This window comes from Paenibacillus sp. FSL F4-0097, assembly GCF_038593125.1.
Taxonomy (GTDB): domain Bacteria; phylum Bacillota; class Bacilli; order Paenibacillales; family Paenibacillaceae; genus Paenibacillus_AQ; species Paenibacillus_AQ odorifer.
The window spans coordinates 4,653,052-4,676,018 of record NZ_CP151965.1; the positions used below are offsets into that span (position 1 = coordinate 4,653,052).

General features: G+C 43.2%; 22 protein-coding genes, 1 riboswitch and 1 other annotated feature. Of the genes, 9 read left to right on the forward strand and 13 right to left on the reverse strand.

The annotated features are described in order from the left end of the window. Window positions 1-4 precede the first annotated feature (4 nt). The 9 genes from der to MHH86_RS20970 form a co-directional block, all read right to left on the reverse strand. On the reverse strand, window positions 5-1,330 hold the full coding sequence (gene der / locus MHH86_RS20930; RefSeq protein ID WP_036676212.1) for a ribosome biogenesis GTPase Der: 1,326 nt from the start codon (window positions 1,328-1,330) through the stop codon (window positions 5-7). Window positions 1,331-1,506: 176 nt separating this feature from the next. Next, a complete protein-coding gene (gene rpsA / locus MHH86_RS20935; protein ID WP_170914203.1) occupies window positions 1,507-2,829 on the reverse strand; it encodes a 30S ribosomal protein S1 in 1,323 nt (440 codons plus the stop codon). Window positions 2,830-3,004: 175 nt separating this feature from the next. Continuing rightward, window positions 3,005-3,592 (reverse strand): lysophospholipid acyltransferase family protein, encoded by a 588-nt coding sequence (locus tag MHH86_RS20940; RefSeq protein ID WP_036676211.1) that lies wholly within the window; start codon window positions 3,590-3,592, stop codon window positions 3,005-3,007. Then, complete coding sequence (cmk, locus tag MHH86_RS20945) at window positions 3,589-4,299, reverse strand: (d)CMP kinase (protein ID WP_036676210.1); 711 nt, start codon at window positions 4,297-4,299, stop codon at window positions 3,589-3,591. The genes MHH86_RS20940 and cmk overlap by 4 nt, the downstream gene beginning before the upstream one ends. Before the next feature lie 206 nt (window positions 4,300-4,505). Next, on the reverse strand, window positions 4,506-5,159 hold the full coding sequence (locus tag MHH86_RS20950) for a flagellar brake domain-containing protein (RefSeq protein ID WP_036676209.1): 654 nt from the start codon (window positions 5,157-5,159) through the stop codon (window positions 4,506-4,508). Between the two features lie 134 nt (window positions 5,160-5,293). Next, a complete protein-coding gene (gene ypeB, locus MHH86_RS20955; RefSeq protein WP_036676206.1) occupies window positions 5,294-6,652 on the reverse strand; it encodes a germination protein YpeB in 1,359 nt (452 codons plus the stop codon). Window positions 6,653-6,974: 322 nt separating this feature from the next. Next, complete coding sequence (gene prsW, locus MHH86_RS20960; RefSeq protein ID WP_036676204.1) at window positions 6,975-7,670, reverse strand: glutamic-type intramembrane protease PrsW; 696 nt, start codon at window positions 7,668-7,670, stop codon at window positions 6,975-6,977. 153 nt (window positions 7,671-7,823) lie between these two features. Further along, window positions 7,824-8,438, reverse strand: coding sequence for a genetic competence negative regulator (locus tag MHH86_RS20965; protein WP_036676203.1), 615 nt, complete (start codon window positions 8,436-8,438; stop codon window positions 7,824-7,826). Between the two features lie 234 nt (window positions 8,439-8,672). Then, on the reverse strand, window positions 8,673-9,044 hold the full coding sequence (locus MHH86_RS20970) for a hypothetical protein (protein WP_036676200.1): 372 nt from the start codon (window positions 9,042-9,044) through the stop codon (window positions 8,673-8,675). A 94-nt stretch (window positions 9,045-9,138) separates the two neighbouring features. Here MHH86_RS20970 and MHH86_RS20975 point away from each other — a divergent pair, with 94 nt between their 5' ends. Next, entirely contained in the window at window positions 9,139-10,035 is an 897-nt protein-coding gene (locus tag MHH86_RS20975; protein WP_076316415.1) for a polysaccharide deacetylase family protein, read from the forward strand. A gap of 151 nt (window positions 10,036-10,186) precedes the next feature. Here the strand turns inward: MHH86_RS20975 and MHH86_RS20980 are convergent, their stop codons facing one another. Genes MHH86_RS20980 through MHH86_RS20990 form a run of 3 tightly spaced genes read right to left on the reverse strand, consistent with a single transcriptional unit; the run spans window position 10,187 to window position 12,017 of the window. After that, the gene (locus MHH86_RS20980) at window positions 10,187-11,029 is read right to left on the reverse strand and encodes a metallophosphoesterase (protein WP_076316398.1); all 843 of its coding nucleotides are present in this window, start codon (window positions 11,027-11,029) and stop codon (window positions 10,187-10,189) included. After that, window positions 11,023-11,427, reverse strand: coding sequence for a hypothetical protein (locus MHH86_RS20985; RefSeq protein ID WP_038572439.1), 405 nt, complete (start codon window positions 11,425-11,427; stop codon window positions 11,023-11,025). The genes MHH86_RS20980 and MHH86_RS20985 overlap by 7 nt, the downstream gene beginning before the upstream one ends. Continuing rightward, window positions 11,424-12,017 (reverse strand): CPBP family intramembrane glutamic endopeptidase, encoded by a 594-nt coding sequence (locus MHH86_RS20990; protein WP_036676197.1) that lies wholly within the window; start codon window positions 12,015-12,017, stop codon window positions 11,424-11,426. Before MHH86_RS20990 ends, MHH86_RS20985 begins: the two co-directional genes overlap by 4 nt. Window positions 12,018-12,132: 115 nt before the next feature. Between MHH86_RS20990 and MHH86_RS20995 the strand changes: the two genes are divergently transcribed. Together MHH86_RS20995 and serA are read left to right on the forward strand one after the other, a co-directional pair. After that, a complete protein-coding gene (locus tag MHH86_RS20995) occupies window positions 12,133-13,038 on the forward strand; it encodes a hypothetical protein (protein ID WP_076316399.1) in 906 nt (301 codons plus the stop codon). A gap of 110 nt (window positions 13,039-13,148) precedes the next feature. Next, window positions 13,149-13,379, forward strand: a binding site (T-box leader). A gap of 243 nt (window positions 13,380-13,622) precedes the next feature. Continuing rightward, the gene (gene serA, locus MHH86_RS21000) at window positions 13,623-15,215 is read left to right on the forward strand and encodes a phosphoglycerate dehydrogenase (RefSeq protein ID WP_036676193.1); all 1,593 of its coding nucleotides are present in this window, start codon (window positions 13,623-13,625) and stop codon (window positions 15,213-15,215) included. A 354-nt stretch (window positions 15,216-15,569) separates the two neighbouring features. Here serA and MHH86_RS21005 read toward each other — a convergent pair whose 3' ends face one another. Continuing rightward, entirely contained in the window at window positions 15,570-16,403 is an 834-nt protein-coding gene (locus tag MHH86_RS21005; RefSeq protein ID WP_076316400.1) for an SDR family NAD(P)-dependent oxidoreductase, read from the reverse strand. 159 nt (window positions 16,404-16,562) lie between these two features. Here MHH86_RS21005 and MHH86_RS21010 point away from each other — a divergent pair, with 159 nt between their 5' ends. The 6 genes from MHH86_RS21010 to MHH86_RS21035 all read left to right on the forward strand — a co-directional run bounded on the left by MHH86_RS21010 (window position 16,563) and on the right by MHH86_RS21035 (window position 22,942). Continuing rightward, the gene (locus MHH86_RS21010; protein WP_038572440.1) at window positions 16,563-17,519 is read left to right on the forward strand and encodes a YafY family protein; all 957 of its coding nucleotides are present in this window, start codon (window positions 16,563-16,565) and stop codon (window positions 17,517-17,519) included. 121 nt (window positions 17,520-17,640) lie between these two features. Continuing rightward, a complete protein-coding gene (locus MHH86_RS21015; protein WP_036676188.1) occupies window positions 17,641-18,891 on the forward strand; it encodes a HAMP domain-containing methyl-accepting chemotaxis protein in 1,251 nt (416 codons plus the stop codon). A 174-nt stretch (window positions 18,892-19,065) separates the two neighbouring features. Next, window positions 19,066-19,162: riboswitch (cyclic di-GMP riboswitch) on the forward strand. Window positions 19,163-19,317: 155 nt separating this feature from the next. Further along, window positions 19,318-20,958, forward strand: coding sequence for a thiamine pyrophosphate-binding protein (locus tag MHH86_RS21020; protein WP_143766110.1), 1,641 nt, complete (start codon window positions 19,318-19,320; stop codon window positions 20,956-20,958). Between the two features lie 10 nt (window positions 20,959-20,968). Further along, complete coding sequence (locus MHH86_RS21025) at window positions 20,969-21,337, forward strand: carboxymuconolactone decarboxylase family protein (RefSeq protein WP_036676184.1); 369 nt, start codon at window positions 20,969-20,971, stop codon at window positions 21,335-21,337. 207 nt (window positions 21,338-21,544) lie between these two features. Then, window positions 21,545-21,895: a hypothetical protein gene (locus MHH86_RS21030; protein WP_051490905.1), complete on the forward strand. Its 351-nt coding sequence runs from the start codon at window positions 21,545-21,547 to the stop codon at window positions 21,893-21,895. A 54-nt stretch (window positions 21,896-21,949) separates the two neighbouring features. Beyond that, a complete protein-coding gene (locus tag MHH86_RS21035) occupies window positions 21,950-22,942 on the forward strand; it encodes a ketoacyl-ACP synthase III (RefSeq protein ID WP_076316402.1) in 993 nt (330 codons plus the stop codon). The last annotated feature ends 25 nt before the right edge of the window (window positions 22,943-22,967 follow it).

The following is a 22,967-nucleotide window of genomic DNA, read 5'->3' on the forward strand; positions in this document are numbered from 1 at the left end:
TCCCCTAACCTTCGTTTTCGGATTTGCGCCGTGTAAAGAGACGGATTGGTGTTCCTTCGAAATTAAACGCTGCGCGAATTTTATTCTCCAGATAACGTTCATAGGAGAAGTGCATCAGCGATGGATCATTCACGAACACCACAATCGTAGGCGGCTTCACCGCAACCTGCGTTACGTAGTTAATACGCAAGCGACGGCCTTTGTCAGTTGGTGGAGGGTTAATCGCGATTGCATCAGATACAACGTCGTTCACCAAATGTGTAGTAATGCGCAGTGCGTGCTGTTGAGATACATGCTGTACAACAGGCAGCAGTTTTTGCAAACGCTGTTTGGTTAAGGCCGACAAAAAGACAACCGGTGCGTAACTCATAAACAAGAAATGGTCACGAATCTTAGTCTCAAAGTTTTGCATAGTCTTATCGTCTTTCACAATGGCGTCCCATTTGTTCACAACAAAAATAGATGCTTTACCAGCTTCATGTGCATAACCAGCAATATGCTTGTCCTGATCGATGATGCCCTCTTCGCCGTTAATTACAACGAGGACCACATCAGCCCGTTCAATCGCACGCATAGCACGCATAACACTGTATTTCTCAATGTTCTCGTATACCTTGCCTTTTTTACGCATACCTGCCGTATCGATAAGCACATAACGTTGCCCATCACGTTCAAAAGGAGTATCGATAGCATCTCTTGTTGTCCCTGCAATATCACTGACGATAACACGTTCTTCGCCCAAAATCGCGTTGACCAAAGAGGATTTCCCTACATTCGGACGGCCAATCAAAGCTACACGAATGACATCCTCATCGTATTCATCATCTATTTTCTCAGGTAGGCGCTCAACTACAGCATCTAGCAAATCGCCGAGTCCGGTTCCGTGACTACCAGAAATTCCGATTGGATCCCCAAAACCAAGGCTATAGAACTCATAAATATCATCCGCACGCTTCATATTATCCACTTTGTTGATGGCAAGAACGACCGGTTTACCTGAACGGAACAGAATCTGAGCTACCTCTTCATCTGAATTCGTCACACCACTCTTTGCCTCACACATAAATACAATAACATCCGCTTCTTCAATCGCCAGCTCCGCTTGAACGCGGATTGATTTCAGAATTGTGTCTTCTCCATCAATTTCAATACCTCCGGTATCAATCACACTGAACGACTTACCGTTCCAATCTGAAATACCATAAATCCGGTCACGTGTAATCCCCGGTTTATCTTCTACAATGGCTAATCTATCGCCAATCAGCCGATTAAATATCGTCGATTTTCCGACGTTAGGCCTCCCAACGATTGCCACAACGGGTCTTGCCATATTCATTCCTCCTGTCATCCTTACGTTACTCATCATAGCAAAAAACATTTAAATTGGCTAACAATCATGTTAACTCTCATCAATCCTGCCGGTTCCGAAAAAAAGACAATCGGCGAACCCCCGTATCGAGGGCTCGCCGATTACTTTACCCGTATATTCAAAAGCTCGTTTAGGGATTAGTTATTACCCTTAAATTTGTCCAGCTTATCACCAAAACGTTCAGCAAGCGTAAAGCTAAGGCCTTCGTTGCTAAGGGAAACGTTAGGGTTGTTCAGAACTTCTTTAGGAGCTCTGTCTCTGCTATTGCTGCGTTCAGGTCTAGCAGATGGAGCTGGAGCTTCTTCAGTTTCTTTGATGCTCAGGCTAACACGTTTCTCGGATGGATTGAAGTCCAGAACTTTCACTTGAACTTCTTGTCCTTCTTTCAATACTTCGTGTGGAGTAGCGATGTGTTTGTGGGAGATTTGTGAGATGTGCACAAGACCTTCCACACCCGGAAGCAATTCTACGAACGCTCCGAAGTTCACAAGACGTTTTACAACGCCTGTTACAACATCACCGATGTTGATTTCGCCAGCAGCAGAGTCCCAAGGACCTGGAGCAGCAGCTTTGATGCTCAGGCTGATTTTTCCTTTTTCAGGATCAACCTTCAATACTTTAACACGTACTTTATCACCTTCGGATACTACATCAGAAGGTTTCTCTACGTGACTCCAAGCGATTTCAGATACGTGTACAAGACCGTCAACTCCGCCCACATCAACAAATGCGCCGAATTGAGTCAGACGTTGTACTGTACCTTCGATGATTTGGCCTTCAGATAGCTCAGCCATAATTTTCAGCTTGTTAGCTTCGAATTCTTCTTCAAGAACTTCTTTAGCAGACAAGATTACTTTGCTGTTCTCACGGTCAAGTTCTTTCACTTTAACACGCAAGGTACGGCCTTTGTAATCGCTGAAATCTTCAACGAAATGACGCTCTACCATGGAAGCTGGAATAAATCCACGAGCTCCAACATCAGCTACTAGGCCGCCTTTAACAACGTCAGCCACAGTAACTTCGAAAGCTTCTTGGGAAGCGAAGTATTTCTCAAGATCTTCCCATGATTTTTCACTATCAACTGCACGTTTGGAAAGAACAAGGCTTTCCTTGTTGTCGTTGATGCTGACAACTTTACATTCTACTTCCTGTCCAACTTCTACTGCTGCAGCAGCGTTGTCCAGTTGTACTGCGGACAATTCGCGAATTGGAATCACACCGTCGTATTTATATCCAATGCTTACATAAGCTTGGTTATCTTCGATTTTGACGATTGTTCCTTTCACGGTATCGCCTTTTTTCAGAGAAATGATTTCCAAGTCAGCTTGGTTAGTCACTTCTTCTTCGTTAACGGCAGCAACTTCTTCTACAGCTCCGTTATTTTCTGTCACAGCGGAATCCACCGCTTCTACGGATTCATTCTTTTCCGCAGCTTCCTGATTTTTAATTTCTTCAGACATGTGATTAGCCTCCTCGATTCAAAACCCCATTTATTTAAACCTGCGTATAGCAGAGTTCAAAACAAGCAATGCTTGATATTGCCACTTACACTTGATGATAGTATGTTCCAAAAAATAGCGGCTATGCCGTTATTTAATCAAAACATTGAGCAAAATTTATTGTTCTGCTCATCCCTTAACTAGCACTTGGTTTACCTGTCTCTTTCATCTCACGGATGCGATCCATAATGACATCGGTAACAGCCTCGAGAGATTCGCTCCCCGCACCGGCAAATTGACTAAGGTCTACAGGAGCACCGTAGACAACGACCATGCGTCGAAAGGGTTTATACTGGCCGATAATAGCCGCTGGAATAACTGCTGCGCCACTTCGAAGTGCAAAGCTAGCAGCACCCTTCTTGGCCACTCCGGCATCAGAGTTACGCGTACCCTCCGGGAAGATACCCATGACATTACCATTACGAAGTGTGTTAAGGGCCGTTTTTATGGATTCTTTGCTTACGCCGCCACGTTTCACCGGAAAAGCACCCAATTTATTAATGAGCCAGCCAAGCACCGGAACCTCAAACAGTTCAGCCTTAGCCATATACTTTACCTGACGGTCCAGCTTAATTCCAATAGTCATTGGATCAAGCAGACTAATGTGGTTAGCGCAGAGCAGTACCCCGCCCTCCTTTGGCACATTTTCTTTCCCCACAATCTTAAGCGGGAAAAGGATTGCGTAAATCAAGCGAAGCAATCCAACACAAATTGCATAAATCATAAATGATTTCTCTCCCCGTCAACATGAGATCTACAGTGGGATACAATGGCCTCCACAACTTGATCGATATTCATTAAGGTCGTATCCAGAAGAATAGCATCCTCTGCACGGCGCAGCGGTGAAATCTCCCGTCCTTCATCCAGACGGTCCCGCTTTGCAATATCGTGTTCAAGCTGCTGAAGCGTCACCGATTCCGCGTCTCTCAGTTCCTTATAACGACGGAGAGCTCGTTCTTCCACACTTGCCGTCATAAAAATCTTTACCTCGGCATCCGGCAGCACGGTTGTACCGATATCGCGGCCATCCATTACCACGCCTTTGCGAAGCGCCATCTGACGCTGCAATTGACTCAGTCTGGATCTTACATCCTCGATCTTCGCATACTGCGACACAAGGCCGCTAACCTGAAGGCTCCGAATATGTGGGGTCACGTCTTCCCCATTAATCAGCACCTTCTGAATGTCTCGTTCCGGAATAAGTTCAATCACCATGTCGCGAACCTTCTCGTTCACTCGCTGCTGATCTTCCGGTTCAATGTCTTCTTGGATCATATACCAGGTGATTGCCCGGTACATTGCACCAGTATCAACATAGATATAAGACAACTTCTGGGCTACCAATCGGGCTACAGTGCTCTTGCCTGCCCCGGCAGGTCCGTCGATGGCGACGTTTATTCTGTCATAAGTATGTGTACCCTGCCTATCCAACGGGGCATTCCTCCTCAAACACTCTTTCATAAAAAAACATCTAGCGTTACGAAAACTATTCCTGCAATATCAAGGAGCACACATAAATTGTTATGCTTGATGATATTATCAAGAAAAAAGCAGGCATTGCCTGCGACTTATAAAATTATACCACAGTTTATACTTCAGTGCAAAATCAGACAGCTTAATAGAGCTGTTAAAAATGCTTATCTGTTGCGGAAATCAAACTGACGTTCGAAGCAATAACGGATAATTTTCTGGCGTTCCAAATCTGAAATAGCGACAAATTTCAACATGGCTAAAAGACGTCCATTCTCAAGCTTTTTAATGCGCACTACTTCACCTTCAAAATTGACATGCTCCGTGCTTCCGTTTCGATAAGGAACCAGTACCCAGCAGGACAATTTATTACCAACCTCCAGCTTAACCTGGTTATCCACCAAAAAGGAGATTCCTCCGCCACCAATATCATCTGTACGAACCAGGAACCGTTTGCCAAGGCTATCCTTCACAGCAAGCTCTAGATCAGCATTCACTCGGAAAAAGCTTCTTCTCTGGATCTTAAATATCGAATCTGTCTCCGGCTTTTGAATCCTGACCATACGAATTACATCTTCTTTAAAGCCCAGCACATAAGTATTAAAGTAATTTTTAATGCCACCCTCAGTTAAAAAATAGACCGAAAGCTCGTCCCCCATAAAGAGCCTTTTTAGACGACCATTGCTCTCCTGCATAGGAATTTCAATCAGAAATGCGTCTTCTTCCGTCTCTGCAATTCTGGATCTATATTCAACTTCTGCTTCAGCAGCGTCACTGGAAGCAACCTGTATGTATAGATATTCGTTAATTTTAGGATACAAAGATGTCACCGCCACATCAGTTTAGTAATTATCACTAAGCCTGATTATAGCATGGGAATATCAGCCAGTCAGATATATTTTATAGATATTGCAAAAAAAAGGGACGCACCCAACTGCTGGATGCGCCCTCCCTTTTATTTTGCCTCAGACCCCGAAGAAGGTCTGATTTCTTCCACAGACTCTTCAATTCCATCCTCAGCGTTAATATAAATACGATACTTTGAGCCATTGACCCCTCCACCGAACTCGTAAGTCAAGACCTCGACGGAATCATCATTTTTAATCCAGGACAAGCGATTGTATTGCTCCTTGAAATCAGAATTCAGAAATTTTCTCGCCTCAGCAAGAGTAAGCTTTGGTTTTGGAAGCTGACGGTTGTCCTTATGCTCTTTAACATATTCGCTGGCCTCAAAACCGATGGTATCACCTGTATCCAGCCCCATACGAATAGTCATTTTTTCAGGATAAATCAATACATCATTCTGTTTGGTCACAAAGGTCAAATTCCCGATATTATCATAACGATCAGCGCTGACTGCAGTCATATGGGGATATCCTTTTTTCTCAAGAAACTTCTCGGCTTTGGTAACTGCTTCTTTAATAGATACCTTGGCAGGTCCAATCTCACGGTTATCATAATAAGAGATCAGCAATCCGCCATTTTTTGTGAAATCCATACTGATGGTGTGCTTTTCATTCGAACCACTAACTGTTGCCGTATAGGATGGCCATTCGGTGTTCTTCCCATTTTCTTTAACATCGACTTTAGCGTTGGAGCCCGCATCCGCGAACTTCAATGCCTTACGTTTGATGTCTTCGGCAGTCACGGGGTTACCTCCGAGCATTTTGACGGAACGTTTATCGTAAATGCTTGCTACTGAAGGGCCCCAGTCTAGCTCAGGGTATGCGCCAACACGTTTATCCACCGTTTTGAAACCGTCAATAATCGTGTTGTCCTCCGCTTTATTTTCTGTTGCCAATGCCGTTTCAACATCCATCCAGCGCAGCCGGTTGCCAATGACTTTATTCTGTACCTCTTGCAAATCCTTAGAGATTTCTCCCGAGTTCTTATACAATGCTTTTAGATTACTCAATTCTCCATCTGTCAGAGGTTTTTTAGTGAAGTCACGAATCCCGGCTTTATAAGAAAAGTTGGAGATTTTGGACAGAAACTCCTCTGTTTTGCTAAATGGCAGCAAGGTCAGCGGCAGCTGATTAATCTCATTTTGGGCCTCACTGGTCATCCGCCACACATTGACGAGTCCTTTGCGGTGCATTCCGTTAGAAGCAGAATTAACCGCAAGCGTATTTCCAAGCTCACCATGAAGACGGTCCACATGATAGGACAAATCGTGAAAGGCGCGTTGATATTGGTTTTCCGCCTTAATTAGTATTGAATTCTTCTCCTGGTTCTCCTGATAACCCCACACAAGCGCACCAATCAGCAGCAGCGCGGTCAGCGGGAACATTACAGCACTTAATCTTTTGTACATAGGGCTACAAGACTCCTTTCGATAGCTTATTGGCGTTAGTTTGACAATAAACTAGGAGTCTTATGCACTGAAGTTGCTACACCATGTGACTATAACGTCCGCTCATGCTCTTTCTTCAATCTCAAAGCCACTGCTATTACTGCAAAGGCATTGTTTAAAGCCGGTTTGAATGATACCATGCTCTTTAATCCCTCTTAATATGTAGGTCTCACCGCACTGTTTGCAAACGATACGTACTTTTATACGCAAAAAAAGACACCTCTCTCCTCTCTGGAATTCCTTACTAGGAACTGCCCTTCGAATATAAGTGTGTCCATCTCGATTATAGGTTAACCTCTTCTTCACGTTTCAGAAAGCGGAAAGGAGAACGGCTGTTGGCCCTAGCTACCTTTCCCATACCTCCATACCATAGGATAGCCATCAGAGGCACAATAAACCATATCCAATAGTTAGCTGTCGTACTCAAAATAAAGTCATATATCCCATGCCACATCCATGGCAACAGTAGCGAAAAAACCAGAATTCTCCGGGTCTTAACACCTTTTGTGAACTTCGCCCTCCCCATATGGTAGCCCATGATCACACCAAACATAGCGTGTCCAGAAACCGGAAGAAGTGCTCTCAGAAACATTGATCCGATTGAAGCGTTGCTATACCAAGCGTACATTACATTTTCTATTGTTGCGAAGCCGAGCGAAATCGCCACAGCGTATAGTATCCCATCATATGGCTCGTCAAATTCGGTATGATTGTAAATCATATGGTAAAGCACAAACCATTTTAGACATTCTTCCACGCCAGCGGATATGAGAAACGACTCCACATACGGACCGCCATTTAGTCCCAGCATCAGCCCTCTCTGAATGATCATGACAGGAAACACAATCAGAAGGCCGAGCAAGAATACTTTAATGACTACATGAAGCGGTTCTTGATCATACTTGTCTTTCAGATAAAAAAAGGTCAACAGAGCAAGTCCCGGCGCCACTGCCGACGAAATAACCGATAACACGAGCACCGAATAACCTCCCTACACCCCTAAACCCTATTACTGCCGTTACACAGCAAGGTAGATGATAACTTTGATACAAGAATGACCGACATATCACCAACAACAAGACTAGGGCTGATCGGCCTAAACAATGGTCATCAGCCCCTAGATCTTGCCTAATTACTCCTGACGCTTAAAATGAGTGCACAATAACTGGACCGCATTCTCCGGCATCACTGTTTTCCCATATTCATCGAGAACAGCTTCTGTGACCGGTGAGGAATCTCCAAACTCAGCTAGTACGCCAACAAGACCTGACAACGCCGTTTCTTCAAATTCCTTTGGATCGAAATACAGATACCATTTATTGTTATAAGAATACAGTTTCCCCTGGGAAGTAATATTACCGATGAGCACATGGGCCGCTTCAACCAGAACCTCGAAATCGCGGAATGCATATACAATGGAGTCGCTTTGTTCAAGAGTAACTTCCATTTCATAAATCTCTTCTGGCAATTCTTCTTCCCCGGACGCACCGTACTGATGGTGATCATATTTTCCTCGGGTCACTATAACGACCATACCTTGCGCGGGCAATGCGAAAACTTCTACGGCAAGCGGACCCGTGGCATCAAAACCTAGTTCACTATATGCTTGATCCATCATCTCCGTAAACAGGTCATGAACCTTAGGAACTTCCTGCCACATGTCTTCCTTCTGGATGCCCCGCTCGCTCAGGTCGTCAAAAGTGAGGAAAATCCGTATCTTATCTTGACTTAATCGCTCTATTCTCATGACAGGATCCTCCTTTTGCAAGCTCATTTATTATAATGTATGATGAGTCCCGAGTAATGAGCCAAAAATGGTTACTATGTAAGTATGTTATCATTTTGCCGAGATAAATGCACGTAAATAAATATATAAAATCCTCTCTATTGAATAAACCATTTTCAGAGCCCTGAATAATAAAAAAGAATCATTCTGCGGAATATTTCATCCCCAAAATGATTCTGATGGAGTCCTTTACGGTTACAATCCCGGTATGGTTGTATGCGTTTCTTTAAGAATCTGCTCTACTTCGCTCTTCACTTCAGGATTGCTGCGAATGAATTCCTTTAACAATTTAAGATTGGATTCCTTCGACTTCACTGGTGATTCAGTCTTATGCTCAGTGGTTCCGCTACTTGAACCGTTACTTTGAGCATTACTGCTTGAAACAGCAGTGTTACCAAAACCAGTCGTGGCCATACCGATTATTTTTTCTTTTGCTTTATCTGCAGCTCCACTCATGGAACCACCCGATTGCCCTAGCGAAGACATTAAAGAATTCCGCTTTTTGGACATAATCATACTGGCTGCGGCGCCCATCAGCACCCCGCATAAAAATGACGAAGTATTCATATTTCCAGCCTCCTTGTATGGTAAAATCATGTTTAGTGTTCGCGGAAAGATTCCGGCTCATACAACCTAATAACAAGAAAGCGAGTTGAAAAAAGTGGGTAAAATGACATCAGTGCTCCTATTGGCTACCTTGTTGCTTACTGCCTGTGGCAACAGCGGTGCAAATGGAAATACAGCTAAGGAAACAAATGCCTCAAACAATCCGCCCACGGCGGCAGCTACACAAAGCGCAGAAACTACGGCGCCATCACCTGAAGCAACAGCCAGTCCTACCCCTCAAGCAACAGCAGATGGAGGTACTACAGGAAATAGTACAGCCAGTAAGAGCGAAGCATCCGCTGAAATTCCACTGCTGTACCATATGAACAAAAATTACGATATCGTCCCTAATGAGGAAGCTACAAATAAAAAAGTGGTTTTGCTCACCTTTGACGACGGTCCTAAAGATGCGGCAATGATTAACCCTTTGATGGATGTTCTGGACAAACATCAAGCTAAAGCCATCTTTTTCGTGAATGGTTATCGTGTTAAGGAGCATCCTGAGCTTCTGGAGTTAATACATAACCGCGGTGGAATTATCGGCAACCACAGCTGGGATCATATTGTATTGAAAGACAAGTCCTATACTGAGGTTAAAAAGCAAATCGAAAATGTTCAAAATATTGTCAAAGAAACGCTGGGAGAAGCTCCTCACTTTTTCCGTCCGCCACATGGTGCTGGCGGGGATGTTGGCAAGAAGGTCGCTGCCGAGAATGGAATGTTATACATGACCTGGTCTGTAGGCTCTCTTGACTGGGAAATGAAAGAAAAAGAAACGGGTAAGACAGAAAAATTGATCAGCAATGTTACCGATCAGCTGCATTCTGGCAGTAATATCCTGATGCATGAGCTACCATGGACCGTTGAAGGTCTGGATACCCTGCTCACTACACTTGAGGGCAAAGGATATAGCTTTGTTGATCCGCGCAGCATTGAGCTAAAAATGCGTTGATCTCATTATCCGTACATGTCCGATAATTGCTTCGTCAGTGCAAATGTTTCAAATCAAACGAAAAATAGAAGGGGGTTCCAAAAGCCATTTGCATGGCTTTGGACCCCCCTTTTTTTACGCTACCTATTTTTCTTACTGGAAAGAGCAAGCACTATTGGGTTGATTTACGCAGTGTCAGCACATGCATTTCAGCAGGACTGCCCCAGCGAATTGGCAGATGTGCTGTTCCAAACCCTCTGCTGATCAGCAGCAGCGCATTTTTTGCGGAACCGTCACCTCTTGGCCAATTAAACTTTCCAGCGTCATATTTATGATAGAAATGCTCAACATGTCTTTGACCCACAAACGGAAGGATCACCTGGCCCCCATGCGTATGACCTGCCAGAATCAGGTCCGCTGGCACACTTTGGCGCTTGGATAACCAAAGCGGATCATGTACAAGAATTATACGACAGGTATCTTCAGCAGAAGTGTTTGTGGTTAATTGCGGAAAAGGACGGTATGGAGTTTTGCCCCCATTTTTCGGAAAATCAATTCCGGTTAACCAAAGTTTAGCTCCCTCACGTTCAAAAGCCACATTTTCATCCATTAACAGTTTTGCACCACTGTCCTGAATAATCTCATCCACCCTTGTAATATTAGCCCGATAATCATGATTTCCATGCACTACATAGGTAGATGCAATAGAAGTAACTAGAGTCATATTATCGACAAGACGATTTAAAGGGCTATCTTTTTCCGTTAGATCTCCTCCCAGAAAGACAACATCTACTCCACCCTTTAATGGCATCAGAAGCGCGGACGGAAGGCGGCGGCGATGGATATCTGTTATAAACAAGATACGAAATCCATCGAACTCTTCAGGTAGCGAATCTAGCATTATTTCCTCGGTAATAATTCTGTTTCTAAACGCGTTGATCACCATGATTATAACAACAGCCGCAGCTATCAATAGAATGGCCAAGACCACTCCCCATGCCCATGTACTCACCATAATGTACTCAGCGGAGGCGCTCCTTCAATTCCCCACCAAAGCAGCCCTATTAGCAAAATAACAAAGATAAAAATCAAAGAGTTCACAAACATCTTGCTTAGACGAACTTTTTCTGAAGAATAAGTATCTGAACGAGAAGGAACCGATTCTTCGTCCTTCTCTTTACTTCCTGTGGAAGAGCGCTTTGCAGAACCTGCTGGGCGGCGAGCTTTTCTTGATAAAGTTGCCGTAGAGACCCGAGCGGTAGCATTTTTCTTTATAGGAGTAGACTTCTTTTCAGGAGTAGCCTTTTTTACAGCCTCCGAAGTCCGCTTCTCTTTTTTACTTTTGCCAGGATGTTTGCTTTCACTTTTGTGTTGTTTTTGTCGAGACTTTACCCGGCTTAATTCCTCACTCATGATTCCCTCCTATAGCGGATCACCAGACCTGAGATCAGGTCGATGAAGAAGTGACATAGTATAGGGGCCCAGAGGCTGCCCGATTGAATGTAAATATATCCAAGACCATAACTGCTTAAGAACACCCAGCCGGTAGGTACAAAGTGACGTAAATAACGGACATGAATAAGAGCAAATACTATACTCGTCCAATAAGGGCCAATGGAATATTGGATGGCACCGCGGAATAAGAGCTCCTCACATACCGATACAATTGCTGCTATGACGATAATATGCCACACAGGGCGATTTCGAAATAAAAGGTCGTTTATTCCACCATCATCCATGCTTTCCTCAGGGACAATATGTGTCAATAAATAGTCAACAATTAGCATTGCAGCAGCAAGTCCGAGGCCCCATGCCACAAAATGTACTTTTTCTGGAATAATTAATAGCTGAAAAGGATTTCTTTTCTGAAATAATATCCATATCAAACCGATAATTAATGTGAGCCCCTGAGTGATATAGAGATTGAGCAGCAGAAGACGGTCTGTCAACTGGCCTGGTTCTACCTTTTTAACCTTAATCTCGCCAAATTTGAATTTTTTCATCGTGACCTGCCTGTTCTTTATTTTTTTCGGGCAGCTCCGAGAGAGAAACCGTCCATAGTGTTGCTATCAATACATAATACATAGGATAATCCCCCCAGAAAAAGGAGCATTTATTATGAGCAAACGTAAGTCCCGCAATCAAATGTTATACACGCTAGTTTTTTTGTTTTTCCTAGTTTGCGCCTTCGCCGCATTTTTTACTGGTGTCAAGGTTGGCGCAGACAAAACTGAAGCCAAATATGACAATCAATCAAGTATGAATGGTTTAGTAGAATTCACGGGCTCTTATCAACAGCAGGATCTGGTTACTTTCTATCATAACGTATTTTTGCCCTATCGGGAATTCAAGCGGAATTGGAACATTCAAGTAGATAAGTTAGCGCGCAGCACAGATGCTCGTATGAATGCGGCAGTAATGAAGAATCTAAGTATTCTAGCAGACCAGCAATATAAGAGAGTTAATCAAGATTCTATTTTCACTAGCTCTCCTCTATTACATCAGTCACAGGTCAATGTACTCAAAAGCTTAACTTTATTTTCTAAGGCCTCCGGCAAAGTCTCTACTAGTGCATCTGGTGCAGAGACCGCAAAGTTATTGAAAAATGATGAATTTACAACTGGCGCCGTGAAGTACGGTCTGTTAGCACAAAAGAACTTCTATGATTCTATGCTAAAATGGGGCTCTAAGACAAACCAGAAAATACCTTCTGCACCTGGCGAACTAAAAACGATGTCTTTCATTCAGTGGAAAAAAATGCCCCTTCTTTTGAAGAATGCTTCTATCGCTGACATGATGTTGAATCGCGGAATTTTTGCAGGTTATGATCCTCAGGACATCACTGCTAAAATAGACGATATGATTTACTCAGGCACTGCAAACTCATTAAATCTTTCGGATATCCAGTCCTCAGTAACCTTGTTGATTTCTACAGGTGCTGTGCAGGAACAGGATTTTATAAAATGGCGGGAACAGTATTATAACAGGGAGACACTCCCTCAGCTTCCGTTCTTTTTTGAATAGAACCAGTTATTGAATCATAACGAAAAATGAAGTTCACTTCAAGAAACGCTACTTGTAAAGCCTATTGACACAACTTGCATACCGTGTTACATTATGAAAAAATTAATCATTCAAAACCGATGATGGAACAAAGATCCTGGAAGTCTTCAGAGAGCCGGTGGTTGGTGCAAACCGGTGACGAACAGCTATCTTTAGCGCTCCTGAGATATTGTATCGAACCTTAAAGTAGGTACAATCGGATCAACTCCGTTAACAGTGTGGCCTATGCAGGCCAATGAGGCTGCTTCTTCCAAGTTGCAGTGAATTAGGGTGGTACCACGAAGATAACTCTCGTCCCTTACTACGGCAGTAGTATGGGGTTGGGAGTTTTTTTAATTCCCTAATCCCCCATAAATACTACCTTATGCCCAAAGTTACCGATTTCGCGGTACTCTTGCACGCTGTTTCTTTTGTGCGACACCGCGTTGATCTACTATTATTACATGTTTTTCTCTACTAGTTCGTGAACCTTCTGGTATTGTGGACTGCCCATCAGGGCGTCCTCGACATATAAAGCTTTTCAACTTTAAGGGGGATAAGAAACCATGTTTAAAGTATTAGTATCGGATCCAATCAGTGATTTGGGCATTCAGCAATTGATGGACGCAACAGATGTAGTTGTAGACAAAAAAACAGGTCTCAGTGAAGATGAGCTCGTTGCAATCATCGGTGAATATGATGGTCTACTCGTCCGCAGTCAAACTACAGTAACTGAAAAAATTATCGAAGCTGGAAAAAACTTAAAGGTCATTGGTCGTGCAGGTGTGGGTGTAGATAATATCAAGCTGGAAGCTGCTACTCAACGTGGGGTTGTTGTTATCAACGCTCCTGATGGAAATACCATTACAACTTGTGAGCATGCTTTTGCAATGATGATGGCACTGGCCCGTCACATTCCACAAGCTTATGCAAAAACAATTGGTGGAACCTGGGATAGAAAAACCTTCGTGGGTGTAGAGCTTCGCGGCAAAACTTTAGGTGTACTGGGAATGGGCAGAATCGGTAGCGAAGTGGCTAAACGTGCCAAAGCTTTCGGCATGGAAATCCTTGCTTTTGATCCTTTCTTAACTGCTGAGCGTGCTGAGAAACTGGAAGTGAAATTAGCTTCCGTTGACGATGTAGTCCGCGGAGCAGACTTCATTACTGTGCACACTCCACTTACTCCGGAAACACGCCATATGATTTCCCGCCCGCAATTTGAAGTTATGAAAAAGGGAATGCGCATCATCAACTGTGCCCGTGGTGGTGTAATTGATGAAATGGCGTTAGTAGAAGCTATTGATAGCGGTATTGTTGCTGGCGCTGCATTTGACGTATTCGAAAAAGAGCCCCCACAAGCAGATCACCCATTCTTGTCGCATCCAAAAATTATCGTGACTCCTCACTTGGGCGCTTCTACAATTGAAGCTCAGGAGAATGTAGCGATCGATGTATCGGAACAAGTACTGCATATTCTGCGTAATGAACCGTTCATCAATGCTGTAAATATTCCTCCAGTTGCTCCAAGCGTAATGAACAAACTCCAGCCTTACTTCACACTTGGTGAGAAGCTGGGCAGCTTTGTTACCCAAATTACAGATAGTGCTATTCGTGAAATCCATGTTGAGTATGCGGGTGATCTGTCAGATGTCGATACCCAACCACTTACTCGTTATATTGTGAAAGGCGTGCTCTCCCGCCACTTCGCTGAGGATGTTAACATCGTTAACTCCATGCACTTGGCAAAAACACGCGACGTTAATGTAGTAATAACTAAAGCTTCCAAAACTAAAGGGTTCACTAATCTGATTACCGTGACCCTTAAAACAGATCACGACCAAGAACGTCTCGTAGCCGGAACATTGCTGCAAGGTTACGGAGAAAGAATTGTTCAAGTGAACAAGTTCCCAGTTGATATCGCTCCTGAAGGACATCAAATCGTCGTATCCCATAACGACAAACCAGGGATTATCGGACTTGTGGGCACATTGCTGGGTGAAAATGATGTCAATATCGCCTCCATGCAAGTGGGACGTAAAATCGTTGGTGGCGAAGCAATCATGCTGCTGACCGTTGATAAAGCTGTACCTACTCATGTGCTTGTGAAGCTTGCTGGCCTGCCAGAAATCAACACTGCCGAAGAAATCATTCTTCTGTAAGCAATAAGATAGAAATCAAACAACAGAGCAGCGACTCTCCCCTTATAGGAGTTTCGCTGCTTTTGTTGTTGATCGTCGACCTATTTCGGCTTCATTTACAACACCGAATCGAGTTCCCCTGGAGACTTACGGAACCAGATGGCCTTATAAGCAATAACTTCACCTTTGAAGCAGTGTTTCGGACTCCAGTGCCGCTATTCCTCAAAAAGAGAGCTAAATCAGGTGTTTTGCCTATCAATAGCGTCTATGGGGACCGATAGCGTCCTAAATATACGAAAATGCTGCATTTAAGATCAGCTCTGTCCTTTACTGCTTCGTACACAGAAATGGGATCAAACAGATCAAGTTTGCTGTTTAGACTAAGAATGCGGGAACAGTCCGCCCATCGATGTCGGTAAATCCATACTTTTCAGCGAGCTTAGCAACCTGCTGCGGTTGACCGGTCATAGACATAACCTCAGGATCGGTTGCGAGAGCAGCGGCTGCCCTACCGATATAGGTTGTGGATTCAGTCATCTGCAATTCTTCAACCTCATGCCAATGCTCCTCATCCGTGTTCATGCTCTCCAACACCGCCTCTGTCCTCATCCAGCCCGGAGTAAGAGGAATAACTGCAATGTTGTCCTCTTTAAGCTCAATCGATAACCCGTAGGCCATGCGCACAAGTGTATTTTTAGAAAGATCATAATAGAAGTTTCCGAGATATTTGTAATGATCCCAAAAGGTTGTGTGGATGATTAGACCGCCAGCTTTTGCCTCGCGCATTAAAGGTATGGCGTTATAATTTGTTACCAACTGTGCCCTCACACCCGCATTAAACATATTGTCCCAATGCGCTGTTGGAAGCTCCCAGAAAGACTTCTGCTCAATAAGTAAATCGTTGCCGCCCCATACATTGTTGACTAAAATATCAAGCCGCCCTTGCTCTGAAGCAATCTGGCGAATGACCGTCTCTGTCTCCTGATCTTTTGTATGATCACATCGTATGGCGCTGCCGGACCCTCCCTCCGCTTTTATTTCCCTAAGCACGTTATCAATGCTCCGCTTGCTTTGCCCTGTGCCAGAGGCCTCTGTCGTTCTGCCCGTAATATAAACGAATGCACCTTTCCTTGCCAGCTCCAATGCAATTCCTCTACCAGCACCTCTGCTGCCTCCGGTGACCAATGCTACTTTTCCTTTTAAAGTCATGTTCTCAATCCTTTCTACATTTGTTTTTCACTAAATGTTCTATATTTAATCCTTACCTTATATAAGTATAATTCTTTAATATGACATCAACTGACATATATAATATAATAATTAATTAAGAACTGACTAACATTTATTAGGAGGAGGAATGTTCCCTTAATGAGAGCCGATCGTTTGTTATCCATCTTACTTTTGCTGCAAAATCGTGGAAAGATGACGTCCCGTGAGCTAGCCCAGACCTTAGAAGTGTCTGAACGAACTGTGTTTAGAGATATGGAAGCCTTATGTACAGCAGGAATACCGATTCTTGCCGAACGGGGACGCGAAGGGGGCTGGATGCTCACGGAAGGATACCGAACCTCGTTAACGGGTATGAAGCCCTCAGAGATTGCTACTCTGCTGCTGTCCGCAGACTCCTCGATTTTAAAAGATCTGGGTATACAAAACGACTTTTCTTCTGCCGTACTCAAGCTGGAGGCTGCTTCGCCATCTAGGACGAATAATCCAGCCAGTTACCTAAGCCAGCGCATCCATATTGATGGTGCCAGCTGGCACCCTTCCGACGAGACCTATCCGTTCCTATCTATCCTGCAGGAAGCTGTTTGGGAAGATCGTAAAGTAAAGATCACTTACCCACGGAATGACGAGACGAAGGAACGTTTTATTGAACCTCTTGGGTTAGTCGCAAAACGTGGAGTTTGGTATGTAGTGGCACGAACCGAGGATGAAATGCGGACTTTTCGCGTGTCAAGATTAATACAAGCTGAAGCAACTAATGAATCATTTGTCAGACCTGAGACTTTTGATTTAAAAAGCTACTGGGAACAGTCGACTTTAGCTTTTAAAGCAGCTCTGCCAAAATATGTAGTGAAATTAAAGGTGAATGAGTCTATTCTTAAAGAATTACAACGTGAAAGATATGTAACTATAACTTTAGTAGAACCCTCTGCTAATACTGGGTGGATGAACGTAGAGGCCGAGTTTAATACTATAGAATCTGCCTGTCGTATCGTACTCTCTTTTTCTCCTTCAGTTATTGTTTTAGCTCCTACCGAACTAGTAGGGATGGTAAAGTCTGCTATTAAAACAATTTCCACAATATATGAGGAATTTTGACATGAATTCTAAATATCTACTACTTAAAGAAGATTTATGACACTTCTCTATAGACCAATGACCTATAAATCCCCTATAATAACACCATTACATAAAATTTAATAAGGGGGACATTTTACCAATGAGCTGGATGCACAAACTTCCGTTAAAACAAAGAATTGTTGCCGGATGTTACCTCGTTGCCGCACTGTTTGCTATTCCTGTCTTAGTTACGTTAATGATTCTAGGTCAATTTCTCGTAGGAATTATACTAGTAGTTGTTCTTGCAGGTCTGACTTTACCTGTTGCTCGCTTCGTGGAGAGAACGCTTACATCATCTTTTGATGATATTGCTAATGTATCTCACAGTATTTCGAAGGGGGATTTCACTAGCAGAGCGGACGAAAATGGTTCAATGGGTGACGTAAGCCGCTCCTTTAACACAATGATTGATAAGCTCAAGAAGATTCTGACCGATGCATCGCAGATCACCCGTCAAGTAATGGATGCAAGCCGCGGAATCGAAGATAAGAACCAGAACCTGAAAATTGTTATGGCACAAGTAGCCTCTTCTTCTACCGAGCTCGCTCTTGGTGCAAATGAAATATCTACGGATATCGCTGATATGACAGAATCCATTAAAGACATTGAGACCAAAGTATCCAATTATACGAACTCCACCAAAGAAATGAACAGACGTTCAATACATACCTTAGAACTTGTTGAGCAAGGGCGCCAATCCGTAGATACACAGGCTGAAGGCATGCGTAAAAACATAGAGGCTACACAAAAAGTGGCTGATACTATTGAAGCTCTCTCACAAAATGCCCGCGGGATTACGATGATCACCAAGACCATCACAGAGATCGCTGAGCAGACCAACCTGCTGTCACTCAATGCCTCCATCGAAGCTGCTCGTGCCGGAGAGCATGGTCGGGGTTTTGCCGTTGTCGCTCAAGAGGTTCGCAAGCTTGCTGAGGAATCTACGGCTTCCACAAAAGAAGTATTCGGTTTGGTCCGCAGCATTGAGTCAGATATTAAACAAGCCATCGATAATATCGCCATCAATGAAGAGGTTGTGCAGGTTCAGAATGAAATGATCACTCAATCTGCCCATATTTTCGCACAAATTGTACAAAGCGTGCAGTACATTACCGAGCAAATCTCTTCATTCTCTGCGGAGAGTGATCTTATGCTAGAAAGTGCCTTGAAAATTTCCAGTGCAATTGAGAATATCTCAGCAATCACCGAAGAAACCGCTGCAGGCACTGAAGAGGTATCGGCGGCTATGAATGAACAGATTAATGCCCTGCAGTCTGTTGCAGAAGAAACGGAAAAAATGACCCAGGCCGTATTTAATCTGCAAAAAACCATTCATATCTTTAAATTCTAGTTCAAAACTATCAACTGCCACCTAAGCTGAGTCTTAGGTGGCAGTTTTTTTCGCGAGGCAAAACTTCATCTCTTGGACAAGACTTTCGTCAAATTTCGAGTTTTTTTAGCGGATTATGTTGACAAAAATTAATGAGGAATATATTGTAAAGGAAAATTATTCTTATCAACTATAAATTAATATTGGCAAAATCCTCGAAAGAGGATGACGCAAAACCATGGATCTACAGCCTCATTTTTTCGTTTGAGGCCATGATTGCCAGGTTGCAGAGGAACCAGGACGGCTGAACTATTGTTCAGTCTTAGCGGCGCCTTATGCCACCAACCTGTGCTTACTATAGAGCACAGGTTTTTACTTTTTGAGTATATTGATCTATCGTATCTATTCGGTAGATTAATAACTAATATATATCAAAAAACTTGTGAGGTGTTTCTTTTGAAGACAGTCGCAGATTACATGGCGGAAGCACTACGTAACCTAGGAGTCACCCATTCTTTTGGGATCATTGGCAAATCGATTTGTCCAATAGTTCTAAAGATGGTCGATTACGGTATTGAATTTATTCCCGGCAGACATGAAGCAAGCTCCGGATTCGAAGCAGCAGGGTATGCGCTGAAAACGGGTAACCTAGGCGTAGCATTTGGTACTTCTGGTCCTGGTGGAACTAACCTGCTCACAGCAGCAGCTCATGCGAAAGCTAACAACCTACCTGTCCTGTTTATTACTGGCCACCAATCCATTACAGAGCTTGGAATTCCTCAATGTCAGGACTCCACCTCTTTTCTGGCTGATTTAGCTGATATGTTCAGACCTGCCACCTTGTTCAGTAAATTGGTTGAACGTGGGGATCACTTTGGTACTATTTTTAATCATGCGATTTCTGTGGCCCTGGCCAAACGGGGTCCTGTTCATCTTTGTATTCCTTTTGATGTACAAACTGAAGTATTGGAAGAATGCAATATTGTAATCCCTGAAAGAGAGTCTCTAATTAGTCAAGCAAATATCGATAGAGTCATCGATGCTATTCAAGCTGCTAAGAATCCTTTGATTATTGCGGGTAAAGGAATTAACCGCTCCGGAGCACATAAAGAGCTTGTTCAACTCGCAGAAACTTTTAATATTCCTGTAGTAACATCTCCTGGTGGAAAAGGGGCTATAGTCTGGGATCACCTGCTCTATCATGGTCCTATTGGCGTTGGCGGTTCGACCCACGGGGATGATTTATTGAATAAAAGCGATCTGTTTATAGTGCTTGGATCACGTTTAAGTGATATGACCATCTGTAATCTTAAACGGGAGAATCATCCAGCAACTTTAATTCAATTTGATATTGATCCAACCTTTGTCGGAAAAATCCTATTGTCCAAAACGATACCGGTCACTGGGGACCTGCGCGATAATTTGGTGCACTGCCTAAATCATATTGACCCCAGCACAATCACCAAACGTGAGGCTTTGGCCGATGCTGATTATTCAGAAGAGCTTCCAACCCTCAAGAATCTTTCACTGGCTTCAGTAATGAGCACTTTAAGTGATTTGATCCCTTATAATAATTCAATTTTCGTTGATGATGGAAGCCATGGATTCCACGCTGCAAAATGGTACAAGGTTAAGAAACCGGGCAGCTTTGTTTTTGATGCTTATTTTGCTTGCATGGGTAATTCGATCGGCATGGCTATTGGTGCAAAAGTTGCAGCTCCTGAAGAAACTGTCCTCTGCATTACAGGTGATGGTTGTTTCATGATGCTCGGCGCTGAGATTAACACCGCTGTCTGCAAAGATATCCCTGTCATCTTTATCGTGGTCAATAATAAGCAACTAGATATGGCTCTTAAGGGTATGGAGAAAACCACAGGTCGTATCGATGGAACTCTATATGAAGTGCCAATGGACGCCGTGAAATTCGCTGAATCTCTAGGTGCTAAAGGCTACAAATGTGAGACTGCGGATGAATTCACAGCTGCAATTAAAGATGCGGTAGCTCTAAACCATGTTGCCGTTATTGAACTACTAACAGACCGTGATGAAGTCCCTCCGACTGCACACCGTACTTTGAACCTAAACTAGGAGGCTAACCATGAAGGAAAATATCAACAGTGGTCTCAACCACTTCACGAATCTATCAGGAGACTATGGCGCAAAAGCACTAGCTCCAATTAAAGACCACTTCCCTGACTTGGCTGAATTTATTATGGGGAATGCCTATGGCGATATTTTTCAACGTAATACTATAGCCCCTGACTGGAAGGAAATCGCAGTCATTTCATCTTTAATTTCAATGGGTCAATTCGAACAGCTGGGTGTTCATTATGTTATGGCCCTTCGTGTTGGAGTCACCGTAGAACAGCTTAAAGGCATTCTATTACACTTAGTACCCGTTATAGGGGCACCTAGAATCATCACAGCTTTTAATATCCTGCTTGCAACCATAGAAGAAATCCAATAACCCAACAGTTCGACAACAATATACAAAATTCGACTTTATTATTGCATGCACTTGAAAAATATGCCTATAATAGAGTCGGAATATCCCAATACTTGCTGTATAGTGTCGAATTTTGACTTTTATAAAACAGCTAAGTGGATATATAAAGGGCTGGATATTGCAGTCGAACTGTTTTGGACAAATTCAATCTATGGGAGAGATTTAGGCATGGGAAGTTTCGTTTTGAAGACAGACACTGCAAATAAGGTTATTAACATTGAGTTGGATGGAACATTTTCTGAAGAAGATGGTCTAAAATCTATTCAAGCTTATCAACAAACTATCAATCCAATTACTCCAGCTGACTATGAACTAAAAATCGACTGCAGAAAGCTAAATGTAACTGCACCAGATGTGGTACCACTTTTAGAAAGCTGCTTTGTAATGTTTAAGAATGATGGTTTTGTAAAAGTAAATCTAACGCTAGAAAATAACCCGATCCTCAAAATGCAGCTTTCCCGTCTTGGCCGTAAAGCTGGACTCGATAACATCGAGATCATTTCTGCGGTTACAGTCTAGATCTTTTAATCTTAATATGTAGGCCACATTTTACTGCTTTCCTGGAGGCGTATTATGACCGGAATTCGTATTAAAGGCATTGATATCTATCATCCCAGCAATATAGTTGGTAACGACTTTTTCATTAAGCATTTTGACGAAAAAGGCATTGATATTCGAGGTCTATTATCCGCATTAGGTCGTATTACACGGTATAGTATTAAGGATGCGGATGAGAATTCCCTTACGATGGCTTTTGAGGCTGCCCGGAATGTTCTGGAGAAAAGTGGTCTCACAGGTGCCGATATCGACCTTATTGCCTATGCAAGTCAAACTCCTGAGTATATCTTTCCTACCAACTCATTAATGATTCACCGTTTGATCAAAGGCGCATCCCATACAATCTGCATTGACAGCAATGCTAATTGTGCGGGTATGACGGCTTCAGTGGAACAGGTTAGCCGTCAGATGCAAGCGAATCCTAGGATTAAACGAGCGTTGATAATCGGCTCCGATTATGTAACCCCTCATGCCGATAAGAATGATCCAGTCTACTACGCTAACTTCGGTGATGCAGCGGCGGCAGTCATTCTTGAACAAGCTGAGGATGTAGTCGGTTTCATTGACTCTATCTACCAAACGAATCCTTGTGTTTGCGATAATTCCAAGTTCCCGTGCGCAGGCCTGGCTAAACTGGGTAAACAAGGTGTAGCGGCTGGAGAGTTTAATGTGAAGTTTATTCCTTTTGATGATTCCATTTGCATAGATGCTGCTTCTGAGTCTATTCGTACTCTACTGTCTAACAACAATATCGCGCCTGAAGCCATTAAAGCAGCCTGCTTCTCACAGTTTTCATTGCCTAATATCTTAGAGATGTGTGAGAAAGTCGGTATTGATCGCAATGTAGCGGTATACATAGGGGATGAATTCGGATATACCTCTACCAGCAGCCCATTTATTGCTCTACATAAAGCTTTAACTACTGGAAAGATCGAACGTGGTGATAAAGTCCTGTTCTGGACAGTGGGCGCCGGTTGGCAAAATGTAGCATTTGTTATTGAATATTAGGAGCTATATAACAAAAAGCGGCAAG

Coding starts and splice junctions, on each gene's coding strand:
- der (WP_036676212.1), bottom strand. CDS start 1,330: ATGGCAAGACCCGTTGTGGCAATCGTTGGGAGGCCTAACGTCGGAAAA.
- rpsA (WP_170914203.1), bottom strand. CDS start 2,829: ATGTCTGAAGAAATTAAAAATCAGGAAGCTGCGGAAAAGAATGAATCC.
- MHH86_RS20940 (WP_036676211.1), bottom strand. CDS start 3,592: ATGATTTATGCAATTTGTGTTGGATTGCTTCGCTTGATTTACGCAATC.
- ypeB (WP_036676206.1), bottom strand. CDS start 6,652: ATGTACAAAAGATTAAGTGCTGTAATGTTCCCGCTGACCGCGCTGCTG.
- MHH86_RS20965 (WP_036676203.1), bottom strand. CDS start 8,438: ATGAGAATAGAGCGATTAAGTCAAGATAAGATACGGATTTTCCTCACT.
- MHH86_RS20970 (WP_036676200.1), bottom strand. CDS start 9,044: ATGAATACTTCGTCATTTTTATGCGGGGTGCTGATGGGCGCCGCAGCC.
- MHH86_RS20980 (WP_076316398.1), bottom strand. CDS start 11,029: ATGGTGAGTACATGGGCATGGGGAGTGGTCTTGGCCATTCTATTGATA.
- MHH86_RS20985 (WP_038572439.1), bottom strand. CDS start 11,427: ATGAGTGAGGAATTAAGCCGGGTAAAGTCTCGACAAAAACAACACAAA.
- MHH86_RS20990 (WP_036676197.1), bottom strand. CDS start 12,017: ATGAAAAAATTCAAATTTGGCGAGATTAAGGTTAAAAAGGTAGAACCA.
- MHH86_RS20995 (WP_076316399.1), top strand. CDS start 12,133: ATGAGCAAACGTAAGTCCCGCAATCAAATGTTATACACGCTAGTTTTT.
- serA (WP_036676193.1), top strand. CDS start 13,623: ATGTTTAAAGTATTAGTATCGGATCCAATCAGTGATTTGGGCATTCAG.
- MHH86_RS21005 (WP_076316400.1), bottom strand. CDS start 16,403: ATGACTTTAAAAGGAAAAGTAGCATTGGTCACCGGAGGCAGCAGAGGT.
- MHH86_RS21010 (WP_038572440.1), top strand. CDS start 16,563: ATGAGAGCCGATCGTTTGTTATCCATCTTACTTTTGCTGCAAAATCGT.
- MHH86_RS21015 (WP_036676188.1), top strand. CDS start 17,641: ATGAGCTGGATGCACAAACTTCCGTTAAAACAAAGAATTGTTGCCGGA.
- MHH86_RS21025 (WP_036676184.1), top strand. CDS start 20,969: ATGAAGGAAAATATCAACAGTGGTCTCAACCACTTCACGAATCTATCA.
- MHH86_RS21030 (WP_051490905.1), top strand. CDS start 21,545: ATGGGAAGTTTCGTTTTGAAGACAGACACTGCAAATAAGGTTATTAAC.
- MHH86_RS21035 (WP_076316402.1), top strand. CDS start 21,950: ATGACCGGAATTCGTATTAAAGGCATTGATATCTATCATCCCAGCAAT.